General features: G+C 74.0%; 8 protein-coding genes. 4 read left to right on the forward strand and 4 right to left on the reverse strand.

From position 1 onward, the window contains the following. Positions 1-129 precede the first annotated feature (129 nt). On the forward strand, positions 130-1,257 hold the full coding sequence (locus ACFZDE_RS24755) for a M24 family metallopeptidase (RefSeq protein ID WP_391203094.1): 1,128 nt from the start codon (positions 130-132) through the stop codon (positions 1,255-1,257). 46 nt (positions 1,258-1,303) lie between these two features. Beyond that, positions 1,304-2,230: a phosphotransferase gene (locus ACFZDE_RS24760; RefSeq protein ID WP_391203690.1), complete on the forward strand. Its 927-nt coding sequence runs from the start codon at positions 1,304-1,306 to the stop codon at positions 2,228-2,230. Positions 2,231-2,248: 18 nt separating this feature from the next. On the opposite strand, the gene treZ is transcribed toward ACFZDE_RS24760, so the two are convergent. After that, the gene (gene treZ, locus ACFZDE_RS24765) at positions 2,249-3,994 is read right to left on the reverse strand and encodes a malto-oligosyltrehalose trehalohydrolase (RefSeq protein ID WP_391203097.1); all 1,746 of its coding nucleotides are present in this window, start codon (positions 3,992-3,994) and stop codon (positions 2,249-2,251) included. Positions 3,995-4,167: 173 nt separating this feature from the next. Between treZ and ACFZDE_RS24770 the strand changes: the two genes are divergently transcribed. Both ACFZDE_RS24770 and ACFZDE_RS24775 read left to right on the forward strand, forming a co-directional pair. Further along, the gene (locus tag ACFZDE_RS24770) at positions 4,168-4,719 is read left to right on the forward strand and encodes an FHA domain-containing protein (RefSeq protein ID WP_390994098.1); all 552 of its coding nucleotides are present in this window, start codon (positions 4,168-4,170) and stop codon (positions 4,717-4,719) included. 160 nt (positions 4,720-4,879) lie between these two features. After that, complete coding sequence (locus ACFZDE_RS24775; RefSeq protein ID WP_391203100.1) at positions 4,880-6,256, forward strand: M14 family zinc carboxypeptidase; 1,377 nt, start codon at positions 4,880-4,882, stop codon at positions 6,254-6,256. Positions 6,257-6,289: 33 nt separating this feature from the next. Here ACFZDE_RS24775 and ACFZDE_RS24780 read toward each other — a convergent pair whose 3' ends face one another. From ACFZDE_RS24780 to glgX, 3 genes are all read right to left on the reverse strand, one after another. After that, on the reverse strand, positions 6,290-7,540 hold the full coding sequence (locus ACFZDE_RS24780) for a M14 family zinc carboxypeptidase (RefSeq protein WP_390994096.1): 1,251 nt from the start codon (positions 7,538-7,540) through the stop codon (positions 6,290-6,292). Between the two features lie 198 nt (positions 7,541-7,738). After that, positions 7,739-10,108 carry a malto-oligosyltrehalose synthase gene (gene treY, locus ACFZDE_RS24785; protein ID WP_391203103.1) on the reverse strand — a complete coding sequence of 790 codons (2,370 nt, stop codon included), beginning with the start codon at positions 10,106-10,108 and terminating at the stop codon, positions 7,739-7,741. A gap of 107 nt (positions 10,109-10,215) precedes the next feature. Then, a complete protein-coding gene (glgX, locus tag ACFZDE_RS24790) occupies positions 10,216-12,348 on the reverse strand; it encodes a glycogen debranching protein GlgX (RefSeq protein WP_390994094.1) in 2,133 nt (710 codons plus the stop codon). Between the last annotated feature and the right edge of the window lie 103 nt (positions 12,349-12,451).

A 12,451-nucleotide genomic window follows, 5' to 3' on the forward strand; every position in this document is an offset into this window, starting at 1 on the left:
TGTAACGCTTGGGTGATCCGCTGCCGTTAGGCGGGTTGCCCGGGGTGAATGCCCGCAGACGGCTCGCGCCGCCCCCTCCGGCCGGGCAGGATGCTGCCCGTAGCCCCTTCGCCGTACCGGGAGGCCCGGATGACCACGAGCACGGCCGCGTCCTTCACCGCCGACGACTACCGGGCCCGCATGGAGCGCGCCGCGCGTACGGCCGCCGACGCCGGTCTCGCGGGACTGCTGGTGGCCCCCGGCCCGGACCTGGTGTGGCTCACCGGCTACACGCCCCCCGCGGTCACCGAGCGGCTCACCCTGCTGGTCCTGGCCGCCGGGCAGGACCCCGTCCTCGTCGTCCCCGCCCTGGAGGCCCCCGACGCGCATCGCGCCGCCGGGGCGGCGGCCCTGACCCTGCGCGACTGGACCGACGGCAAGGACCCCTACGCCGCCACCGCCGCCCTCCTCGGCGGCGCGGGCCGGTTCGGCATCAGCGACAACACCTGGGCCCTGCATCTGCTGGCCCTCCAGCAGGCCATGCCCGCCAGCTCCTACGCCTCGCTCACCGACGCCCTGCCGATGCTGCGTGCCGTCAAGGACGCGGCCGAGCTGGACCTCATGGCCGCCGCCGGAGCCGCCGCCGACGCCACGTTCGAGGAGATCCGCACCGTCCGCTTCGCCGGGCGCCGGGAGGCCGAGGTGGCCGCGGACCTCGACCGGCTCCTGCGTCGGCACGGCCACGAGCAGGTCGACTTCACCATCGTCGCCTCGGGCCCGAACGGCGCCGACCCGCACCACGAGGCGGGCGACCGCGTCATCGCGCGCGGCGACATGGTCGTCCTCGACTTCGGCGGACTGCGCCGCGGCTATGGCTCCGACACCTCCCGCACGGTCCACGTCGGGGAGCCCGCCGACGAGGAGCGGCGCGTGCACGACATCGTGCGCGAGGCCCAGGAGGCCGGCTTCCGCGCGGTGCGCCCCGGCGCCGCCTGCCAGGACGTCGACCGGGCCGCCCGTGAGGTCATCGCCGCCGCCGGTTACGGCGAGTACTTCATCCACCGCACCGGACACGGCATCGGCGTCACCACCCACGAGCCGCCGTACATGATCGAGGGCGAGGAGCGGCCCCTCGTGCCCGGCATGTGCTTCTCCGTGGAGCCCGGCGTCTACCTGCCCGGCCGGTTCGGGGTCCGCATCGAGGACATCGTGACCGTCACCGAGGACGGCGGACGGCGTCTGAACACCACCACGCGCGAGCTGGTCATAGTGGAATGAGGCCCCGATGTCCCCAGCCCGCCTCCCGAACGGCAACGGCGCGACCATGACCCAGGCACCCACACCCACCGCGGACACCGTCCGCCGGCTGGTCCTGTCCCTCCTCAAGGACACCAAGGAGGGCCCCGGCCCCGACATCCGGCCCGCCACCCCCGGCGCCGAACCCGTCACCTGGTGGGTCGGCAGCCGCCATGTGCTGCGGCTCGCCCCCGACCGCGAGGCCACCGCGCGCCAGCGCCGCGAACTGCGCCTGCGCGAACTCGTCCGCCCGCACGTCCCGGCGGCGGTGCCCGCCAGTGTCGCGCACGGTGAGTGGGCCCCCGGGCTGGCCTACACACTGGACACCAAGGTGCCCGGCGGCTCGGGGGAGGAGCACGACGTGTCCGCCGTCGGCGAGGCCGACCTCGCCGCGCTCCTCACGGGTCTGCGCGAGGTGCCGGTCCGGCAGGCCGAGACGCTCGGCGTGCCGCGGGCCGCCCCGCGCTCCCTGGAGGCACTGCGCCGGGCCGCCGTACGCGCCGCCGAACGGCTCGCCGCCGCCGACGAGTTCGACGCCACCCGGCTGCACCAGCTCACCCCGCCCGCCGCGTCCCAGCTCGCCGCCCAGCCCGCCTCGGCGGTCCTCACCCACCACGGCCTCACCGGCGGGCACCTCGTCGTCGGCGCCGACGGCCGGGTGCGCGGGGTGCTCGGCTGGGCCGGCGCGGTCGTCGGCGACCCGGCCGAGGACATCGCGGGCCTCGCGTCGGCCGTCGGCTCACCCGCCGCCGTACGCGCCGCCACCCTGGCGGGTTACGGCGCCCGCCCCTGCCTGCGCGGCCTGTGGCTGGCCCGCTGCGACAGCGTCGTACGCCTCGCGGAGGACCTCACCGGCAAGGACCCCACCCCGCTGCGCACGAGACTGCGCCGAGCCTGGGAGCCGATCCTGCTGGAACGGGTCACCGACCTGGGGGAGACGGACGACGCCCTGTAGCGGTCTCTCCCGCGTGGGTCAGTCCTGGGCGAGCACCACGGCCGACTCCCCGGCCAGCCGCACCACCCCGTCCGCCCCCGGCTTCTCCACCGGCTCCCACGCGGCCAGCACGCGCGCGTGGGGCACACCGAGCGGCAGGTCGGCGGGCTCGGCGGCCAGGTTCACCGCCACCAGGACGTCCCCGCGCCGGAACGCGATCCAGCGGCGCTCCTCGTCGAAGGCCACCTTGGTGTCGGCGAGGTCGGGGTCGGTCAGGTCCGGCTGTTCGTGACGCAGGGCCAGGAGTTGCCGGTACCAGGCCAGCATCCGCGCGTGGGGCTCGCGTTCCGGCTCGGACCAGTCGAGGCAGGAGCGGTCCCGGGTCGCCGCGTCCTGCGGGTCGGGCACCTCCTCCTCCTTCCAGCCGTGCGCGGCGAACTCCCGCCGCCTGCCCCGCCGTACGGCGTCCGCGAGCTCCGGGTCGGTGTGGTCGGTGAAGAACTGCCAGGGCGTGCCGGCCGCCCACTCCTCGCCCATGAAGAGCATCGGTGTGAAGGGTGCCGTCAGCACCAGCGTGGCCGCGCACGCCAGCAGCCCGGGGGAGAGCAGGGCCGAAAGCCGGTCCCCCTGGGCGCGGTTGCCGACCTGGTCGTGGGTCTGCGCGTAGCCGAGCAGCCGGTGCCCGGCCACCCGGGCGCGGTCCAGCGGGCGCCCGTGGTGACGCTCCCGGAAGCTGGAGTACGACCCGTCGTGGAACCAGCCGCCGCTCAGGGTCTTGGCGAGCCCGCCGAGCCCGGCGCGCGCGAAGTCGGCGTAGTAGCCCTGCGACTCACCGGTCAGCGTGGTGTGCAGGGCGTGGTGGAAGTCGTCGTTCCACTGCGCGTGCAGCCCGAGACCGCCCGCCGCGCGGGAGGTGATGAGCCGCGGGTCGTTCAGGTCCGACTCGGCGACCAGGAACAGCGGCCGGTCCGTCTCGGCGGCCAGGGCGTCCACCGCCTGGGACAGCTCCTCCAGGAAGTGGTACGCGCGCGTGTCCACCAGCGCGTGCACCGCGTCCAGGCGCAGCCCGTCGATCCGGTAGTCGCGCAGCCAGGCCAGCGCGCTGCCGATCAGGAACGCGCGCACCTCGTCCGAGCCCGGCGCGTCCAGATTGACCGCGGCGCCCCAGGGCGTGTGGTGGGTGTCCGTGAGGTACGGCCCGAAGACGGGCAGGTAGTTGCCGGACGGCCCGAAGTGGTTGTGCACCACGTCGAGCACCACGCCCAGGCCGAGTTCATGGGCCCGGTCGACGAAGCGTTTCAGCGCCTCGGGGCCGCCGTACGGCTCGTGCACCGCCCAAAGCGAGACACCCTCGTAGCCCCAGCCGTGCGTGCCCGGGAAGGGGCACAGGGGCATCAGCTGCACATGGGTGACGCCGAGTTCGGCGAGATGGCCGAGCCGCCCGGCGGCCGCGTCCAGGGTGCCCTCGGGCGTGTACGTCCCCACGTGCAGCTCGTACAGCACCGCCCCGGGCAGCGCACGCCCCCGCCACCGCGCGCGCCACGCGTACCGCTCGTGGTCGACGACCGCGCTCAGCCCGTCCGGGCCGTCCGGCTGCCGCCGCGAGCGCGGATCGGGCAGCACCGGCCCGTCGTCCACCGCGAAGCCGTACCGGGATCCCTCGCGCGCCTCCGCCTCGCCCCGCCACCATCCCGCCCGTTCCGGATCACGCTCCAACGCGTAGGTGACGTCGTCGCACCGGAGCGTCACCCGGCCGGCCTGTGGTGCCCACACCTCGAACTGCACGGACGGTTCCCCTTCGTCTGCTCACCGTGATGTAGCCCGTCCATGGTGCGTCAAAAGAGATCAATCCGCTGGTGCATCCACCCATTTGCGGCGGGTCCACCCGGCTCCGCGCGCGGGGCGGCCGATCTCCCGTTTCCTGGACAGCCCGGCCGCACTGTCCGACAATCACCAGCGTGACGTCGTCCTTCGAGTTCAACACGTTTCCCGCGCGGCTCTCCGACGCGGAGCGGGACCGGGTGCTCAAGGTGCTGCGGGACGGCGTCGCCGTGGGCCGCCTCTCCCACGACACGTTCGTCCACCGCATGGAGCTGGCGCTCGCCGCCCGCCGCCCCGACGAACTCGCCGCGCTCACCGCCGACCTGCCCACCGAGAGCCGCCTGGCGCGCCTGGTGTTCGGCACCGTCGAGGCCGTCTCCGGGTTCTCCGTACGGCTGCGCAGGGCCTGGCAGGCCGAGCGGCTGCCCAAGCTGCAACTGCCCCACCCCTCGCTCGGTCATCCGCTGCGCATAGGGCGCGACCCCGCCAGCGGACTGCGCCTCAACCACGAGACGGTCTCCCGCGTGCACGCCGAACTGCGTCACCAGGGTGGCATGTGGGTCCTGCGCGACCTCGGCTCCACCAACGGCACGACGGTGAACGGCAGGCGCGTCGTCGGCGCTGCCGTCGTCCGCGAGGGCGACCAGGTGGGCTTCGGCCGGATGGCGTTCCGGCTCTCGGACGGCTGACCGGAAACGGAGCCACCCCCACCTCTGGCCTGGGGGTTACCGAACGCCGGTCCCGGGAGGCTGGCCGAAAACCCATTGCCGTTCACGGTGTTGACGTACCCCTGAAGTCGTGACTGACTGTGCGTACGCCATCTACACCTGGTGAACCGACGGCACCGCATTGGGGAGGTGTGCCCTGCCGCCCCTGCCGCGCTATCCGACCGTCGACGAACTGGGCGCCCGGGCCGCCGCCCTCGTCGCCCGCCACCCCCGGGGCGCCCGGCTGCGCCGGGTCGGCACCTCCCGCGCCGGCACCCCCCTGTGGCTGCTGTCCGTCGGCCACGGCAGCCGCCAGGCCCTGGTCGTCGCCGGCCCGCACGCCAACGAACCGGTGGGCGGCGCCACGGTGCTCCGCCTGGCCGAGCGGGCCCTCGCCGACCCGCGGCTCACCGAGGGCGCGGACGCCACCTGGAACCTGCTGCTGTGCCTCGACCCGGACGGCTCGCGCCGCAACGAGGGCTGGCTGACCGGCCCCTACACACTCGGCCGCTACGTCCGCCACTTCTTCCGGCCCGGCTTCTACGAGCAGCCCGAGTGGCTGCCCGACGGCGAGGCCGGCGTCGCCCTGCCGGAGACCCGCGCCCTGCTCGGCCTCCAGGACGAACTGCGCCCGTTCCTCCAGTGCTCCCTGCACGGCGTCGACATCGGCGGCGGCTTCGTGGAGCTCACCCACGACCTGCCCGGACTCGACCGGCGTCTCGCGCACATCGCCGCCCGGCTCGGCGTCCCTCGCGAACTCGGCGCGTACGACGCCCTGTACTGGCCCGGCCTCGGACCCGCCGTCTACCGGATCCCGCCGCCGCGCCGCGCCGATCTGGTCGCGGCCATGACGGAGGCCGCCGTCGAGTCCACCTGGTACCACCCCTGCCGGCACGGCACCGTCACCGCGGTCGTCGAGGCACCCATGTGGGGCGTCCCGGCCGTGGCGGACGACTCCCCGCCCGTGGACCGGGACGCCGTGCTCCGGGCCGTCAGCCGCACCCTGCGCCACGACACGGACGCCCTGCGGCACCTGCTGACCCGGATCCGGCCGCACCTGGCCACCGTGCCCGACGCGGTCCGCCTGCTCGCCCCGGTCGACGACTACCTCCTGGTCTGCCCCGGCCTCGCCGACGCCTGGGACCCCGACACCGGTGACAGCCCGGGCCACCCCCTGCCGGCCCTGAGCACCGCCCATCTGGTCGCCCTGCGCATCTCCGGGCGCCGCCTCGCGCTGCGCACGGCCGGACTGCTCCACCAGCTGGTCCGGGCCGCGGGGCGCGACCCGGGCGGGGTGCTGCCGGAGCTGGACCGGCTGATCGACGCGTGGTGCGCCGAGTACCGCGACGGCTGCGGGGCGCGCTGGATCCCGGTGGCCCGGCAGGCGGAGTACCAGGCCCGGGTGGTGCTCGCCGCGTTCGAACTGGCGGGGCGGCACACCCGCGCGTGCACGGGCTCAGGGTCGGGCCCGGGGCCGGGCTCGGGCCCGGGCGAGCCGGTGCCGCTGCAACGGGACTGACGCACGGGGCCGGTCCAGGGGATCCGATCCCGGCTACGACGTCCTCTCGCGCGCGTGCAGCGCCGCCGCGACGACCGTGCGGGACTGGTGCTCCACCTGGTGCTCCAAGGGCACCCAGCGGGCGCGGAAGCGTTCCGCGAAGGCGTCGCTCCAGGTCGAGACGAGCCCCTCGAGCTGCTCGGCCGCCGCGTCGTCCGTCCCGCGCAGCACCCGCAGCAGCATGGCCGCCGCCCGCAGCGGCACGCGGCGCGCGAACGCGTCCACGCTGCCGACGTACGCCCGGGTGCGGTCGGCCGGCGGCGTGTGGAGCAGGTCCGCGGCCAGGCCCGGCACCAGCTCCAGCCCCCACCGGGCGGCCCGCAGCAACGGCCCGTCCAGGTCCGCCAGCCGCGGCAGCACGCCGTCGAGCACCCGCGACACCTCCAGCGCGTCCCGTTGCAGCCGCTGCGCCAGCAGCCCGATCGCCGCCGCCGGAGCCGGATGCGGAGCCGGGTCGTCGACCAGGTCGCTCGCCCACATCGGCACCTCGACGACCGCGGTCAGCCCGCCGTAGCGGTGCGCGTGGAACCAGGTGCTGTGCCGCGCGTCGTCCGGCAGGCTCGGGTACGCCGGGCCGATCCCCGGTGCCGGCATCACATGGACGCCCGGCCCCGACGCGGGCCAGCCCGCGGCGTCCGAGGCGCCGGTCTCCACCGGGATGTGCAGCTCGGCCGCGGACTTGGCGAACGGCTCGGCGAGCCCCGGCACGTCCCTGGTCAGCTGCACCCAGCTGCCGCCCAGGTCGGTGCCGTGCAGGGTGACCTGGAGGTAGGGGCGCAGCTCGTCGATGACGCCCGTCAGGGCCCGGGTCTCGGGCGGCAGCCGGTCCGGCGGCAGCACGGACGGCGCCCACTCGGGCTGCTCCGGGCCCGCCGGCCGGAAGAAGCCGAGGTGGTAGTCGAAGAGGCTGCGCGGCGCCGGTGTGACATGCAGGCTCGCCCCGTCGGGATCCGCGCACAGCAGGAAGTGCCAGGAGATGCCGTCGCGCAGCTCCCGCTGCTCCAGGACCCGCCGGGCGAGCGCGAGCAGGGTGCAGGAGCCGGTCGGCTCGTTGGCGTGGGCCCCGGCGACCACCAGCACGGCCCGGTCGGCCCGGCCCACGGACAGCAGGTGCAAAGGCCTGCCCGCCCGTGAGACACCCACCTGCCGCAGGGTGCACACACCGGGCCGCTGAGCGGTCAACGCCCGGGCAGCAGAGACCTGTTCGGTCACCGTCGGGTAGCGCAGCTCCGGCAGGACACTCACCCCCGTCACATCCGCCCGAGTTCGCCATCGCAGTACCCCACGGCCATGGTGCGGTGTCAAGGGCGCGACAGGGTGGTCCCCAGGGGGCGCCCGGAAGCACCGGGCAACCACCTGTGGCGGGTGCCGCCCCCGCGCCGACGGCGGCACCGCCGGAACCGGCCGACCGGCCCCCTCGTCCGCGACGCGGTCGCCTGAGACTCAGTCACCCACCCGCTCCAGCAACGCCACCGGCAGCCCGCCGAAAAGCTCCTCCACGCGCGCGTGCCCCGAGAACGCGCGCCCCGGCTCCAGCACGTCCGCCCAGCGGCCCGGGGGGAGCGGCAACAGCGTGTCCCGCCAGCCGCCCGCCTCCGCGAGCCGCAGGGACAGGCGGGTCACCGCCGTCAGCACCTCACCGGAGCGGACGAAGGCCAGGCAGTGCGCGGCCGCCGGTCCCTCCGCCGGGAGCGCCTGGTACGTCGCCGTGTCGCCGAAGGCGCCGGGCCGCCGGGCCCGCAGCCCCAGCGCCGCCTTCGTCACCGCCGTCTTCTCCCCGGAGATGCCGCCGGACTCCGCGGGCGGGAAGTCCACCGCCCGCCGGTTGTCCGGGTCGACCAGTGCCCGGTACTCGGCCTCCGTGCCCTGGTAGACATCCGGGACGCCCGGCATCGTCAGCTGCACCAGGGCCGTGCCCAGCACGTTGGCCCGGATGTACGGCGCCAGCGACTCCCGGAACGCGGCGACCCGCTCGCCCGGCGCCCCGCAGGGCCCGGCCGCCACGAACCGCTCCACCGCCTCCTCGTACGGCGGCTCCTGCTCGGTCCAGCTCGTGTACAGGCCCGCCTCGCGCACGTGCTTCAGCAGCGCACCCTGCACCCGCTCCCGCACCCCGGAGGCCGGCCCCAGCCCGAACACGGTCTGCCAGGCCGCCCACGCCAGCTGTGCGTCCGGCACACCCTCGCCGGTGCGGGTCACCTCGGCGAGCACGTCCGCGAAGCGGTCCGGGCACTCGGTGAGCACGTGCAGCGCCGCCCTGACGTCCGCACTGCGCTTGGTGTCGTGCGTGGTGGCCACCGTCCCGGTGACGGGCCAGTCGCGCTGCACGCGCGCGCAGTACGCGTGGAACTCCTCCGGCGGCAGGGCGGGGGCGCCAGGGTTCCCGCCCACCTCGGTCGCCGACAGCAGCGGCACGTACCGGTAGAACGCCGTGTCCTCCACGGACTTGGCCCGCAGCGCCGAGGAGGTCTGCGCGAACCGCGTCCGGAACTCCAGATGGCCGGGCCCGTCGCCGTACCGTCCCAGGACCAGGTCCCGCACCACGTCCACCGCGCCGGCCTCCTCGGGCACGGCGAAGGCGTGCCGGGCGTCGGCGGCGGCCTCCTCGGTGACCACGGACGCCGCGTCGGAGGACTCGTAGGGCCGGTAGACCTCCATACGGACCAGCAGCTCCTGGAGGGCGGTGCGCAGCGCCCAGGGAGCCCGGTCGCGCAGGGCCGGCTCCGGGGAGGTCGCGCACAGCCGGCTCGCCACCCGGGTGAGCCGGTCCGTCTCGGTCGCGAGCTCGTGCGTGAGGACCTTGTACGCCGCCCTGCGCACCGTCGCCTCCCACTGCCCGCCCCGGTCCGTCTGCGGGGCCGCGAAGCGCCGGTACCGCCCCAGCAGGTCCCCGAATCCGGCCGGGTCCGTGAACACCCCGTCCACGTGCCGCAGGGCGTCGTAGCCGGTGGTCCCCGCGAGGGGCCAGGACGCCGGCAGCCGCTCGCCGTCGGCGAGGATCTTCTCCACGACCGTCCAGCGGCCCCCGGTCGCCTCGTGCAGCCGCCGGAGGTAGTCGTCGGGGTCGGCGAGCCCGTCGGGGTGGTCGACGCGCAGCCCGTCGATCACGCCCTCGTGCAGCAGTCCGAGGATCTTGTCGTGGGTGGCCTCGAACACCTCCGGATCCTCCACCCGCACCCCGATCAGCTCCGAGATGCTGAAGAACCGCCGGTAGTTGAGCTCGGTCCGGGCCAGCCGCCACCACACCGGGCGGTACCACTGCGCGTCCAGCAGATGCGGCAGCGGCAGGTCCTCGGTGCCCTCGCGCAGCGGCAGCACGTGGTCGTAGTAGCGCAGCACATCCCCGTCGACGCGCAGCTCGTCGAGCACCTCGCCCAGCGGCCCGCCGAGGACCGGCAGCAGCACCTGCCCGTCCCGCGCCTCCCAGTCGATGTCGAACCAGCGCGCGTACGGCGACTTCGGGCCCTCGCGCAGCACCTCCCACAGGGCGCGGTTGTGGCGCGGGGACATCGCCATGTGGTTGGGGACGATGTCCACCACCAGACCGAGACCGTGCTCACGCGCGGTGCGTGCCAGCGCCCGCAGCCCCTCCTCGCCGCCCAGTTCCCCGCGCACGCGCGCGTGGTCGACCACGTCGTAGCCGTGCGTCGAACCCGGCACCGCCTCCAGGACGGGGGACAGGTGCAGGTGCGAGACGCCGAGCGAGGACAGGTACGGCACGACGGCCGCGGCTGCCGCGAACGGGAACTCGGGCTGCAGCTGCAGCCGGTACGTGGCCGTGGGCACCACCGGGTCGGGTCGCTCAGGTGTCATGGAACGTACGTACCCGCCCTGCCGCCGTTCGTGTCATCCCCCGCGCCAGGTGCGCCGCGCGTCGCCCGGACGAGTGTCTTTCCGGACGGCGCGCAGGCGCCGGGCGGTCACACGGGCCGCTGGAGCACCGTCATGCTCCGGTCGGTCAGGGTCAGCCGGTCCCCGGCCTGCACCTTGGCGCCCGTGTCCGCAGGCACCCCTTCCGCGAGGGCGGTGTCGACCACGACCTCCCACTGCCGCCCGTGGTTGACCGGAACCACGAACTCCAGCGGCTTGGGCGAGGCGTTGAACATCAGCAGGAACGAGTCGTCGGTGATGCGCTCCCCGCGCGCCCCGGGCTCGGAGATCGCGTTGCCGTTGAGGAACACCGTCAGGGCCGACGCCCGCGCCGAGTCCCAGTCCCGCTGGGTCATCTCCCGGCCCTCCGGGGTGAACCACGCGATGTCGGACAGGTCGTCGTGCGTGCCCTCCACGGGCCGGCCGTGGAAGAAGCGCCGCCGGCGGAAGACCGGGTGGTTGCGGCGCAGCCACACCATCGCGCGCGTGAAGCCCAGCAGCTCCCTGCTCGCGCCCCCCTCGGCGTCCTCCGGCTCCTCGGGCCACTCCACCCACGCCAGCTCGTTGTCCTGGCAGTAGGCGTTGTTGTTGCCGCCCTGGGTGCGGGCGAACTCGTCGCCGTGGCTGATCATGGGCACGCCCTGGGACAGCATCAGCGTCGCGATGAAGTTCCGCATCTGCCTCGCCCGCAGCCGCAGCACGTCCGGGTCGTCGGTCTCGCCCTCGGCCCCGCAGTTCCAGGACCGGTTGTGGCTCTCGCCGTCCCGGTTGTCCTCGCCGTTGGCCTCGTTGTGCTTGTCGTTGTAGGCCACCAGGTCGTGCAGCGGGAAGCCGTCGTGGCAGGTCACGAAGTTGATCGAGGCCAGCGGGCGGCGCCCGTCGTCCTGGTACAGATCGGAGGAGCCGGTCAGCCGCGAGGCGAACTCCGCGAGGGTGCGCTGCTCGCCCCGCCACAGGTCGCGCACGGTGTCGCGGTACTTGCCGTTCCACTCGGTCCACAGCGGCGGGAAGTTGCCCACCTGGTAGCCGCCCTCGCCCACGTCCCACGGCTCGGCGATCAGCTTGACCTGCGAGACCACCGGGTCCTGCTGCACCAGGTCGAAGAAGGACGACAGCCGGTCCACCTCGTGGAACTGCCGGGCCAGCGTCGCGGCCAGGTCGAAGCGGAACCCGTCGACGTGCATGTCCGTCACCCAGTACCGCAGCGAGTCCATGATCAGCTGGAGTACGTGCGGGGACCGCATGAGCAGGGAGTTTCCCGTACCTGTCGTGTCCATGTAGTAGCGCGGGTCGTCCGTCAGCCGGTAGTAGCGCGCGTTGTCCAGGCCCTTGAAGGACAGTGTCGGGCCCAGGTGGTTGCCCTCGGCGGTGTGGTTGTAGACCACGTCGAGGATCACCTCGATCCCGGCCTCGTGCAGCGCCTTGACCGCCGACTTGAACTCCAGCACCTGCTGGCCCCGGTCGCCCCAGGACGCGTAGGCGTTGTGCGGGGCGAAGAAGCCGATGGTGTTGTAGCCCCAGTAGTTGTTCAGGCCCATGTCGACCAGACGGTGATCGTTCACGAACTGGTGTACGGGCATCAGCTCCAGGGCGGTGACCCCGAGCTCGGTGAGGTGCTCGATGATCGCCGGGTGCGCGAGGGCCGCGTAGGTGCCGCGCAGCTCCTCCGGGAGGCCCGGGTGCCGCATGGTGAGGCCCTTGACGTGGGCCTCGTAGATCACCGTGTGGTGGTACTCGGTGCGCGGGCGCCGGTCGTCGCCCCAGTCGAAGTAGGGGTTGACCACGACCGACGTCATCGTGTGCGGCGCCGAGTCGAGATCGTTGCGCCGGTCGGGATCGTCGAAGTGGTAGCCGTAGACCTCCTCCCCCCAGCGGATCGAACCGCTGATCGCACGCGCGTACGGGTCGAGCAGCAGCTTCGCGGAGTTGCACCGCAGCCCCCGCTCCGGCGCGTACGGGCCGTGCACCCGGAACCCGTAGCGCTGCCCCGGCATGATGCCGGGCACGTACGCGTGCCGCACGAACGCGTCGCTCTCCCGGAGCTCGACCGCCGTCTCCGAGCCGTCGTCGTGCAGCAGACACAGCTCTACTCGGTCCGCGGCCTCCGTGAAGACCGCGAAATTGGTACCGGCGCCGTCGTACGTGGCACCGAGTGGATACGCCTCGCCAGGCCAGACCTGCATGGATACGACTCTTTCAGGTGTGCGGCGCCGGTGGGGACGCCTTGGTCCCGAGTCTCCCCGAAAGTGAGGGAACCTCCTATGACTTATCTCCCTCTTACCGAGT

Source organism: Streptomyces sp. NPDC007929 (assembly GCF_042959065.1).
Lineage (GTDB): Bacteria > Actinomycetota > Actinomycetes > Streptomycetales > Streptomycetaceae > Streptomyces.

Bases quoted from the DNA above. Each gene is read 5' to 3' on its own strand.
- ACFZDE_RS24755 (WP_391203094.1), top strand. From the start codon at position 130: ATGACCACGAGCACGGCCGCGTCCTTCACCGCCGACGACTACCGGGCC.
- ACFZDE_RS24760 (WP_391203690.1), top strand. From the start codon at position 1,304: ATGACCCAGGCACCCACACCCACCGCGGACACCGTCCGCCGGCTGGTC.
- treY (WP_391203103.1), bottom strand. From the start codon at position 10,108: ATGACACCTGAGCGACCCGACCCGGTGGTGCCCACGGCCACGTACCGG.
- glgX (WP_390994094.1), bottom strand. From the start codon at position 12,348: ATGCAGGTCTGGCCTGGCGAGGCGTATCCACTCGGTGCCACGTACGAC.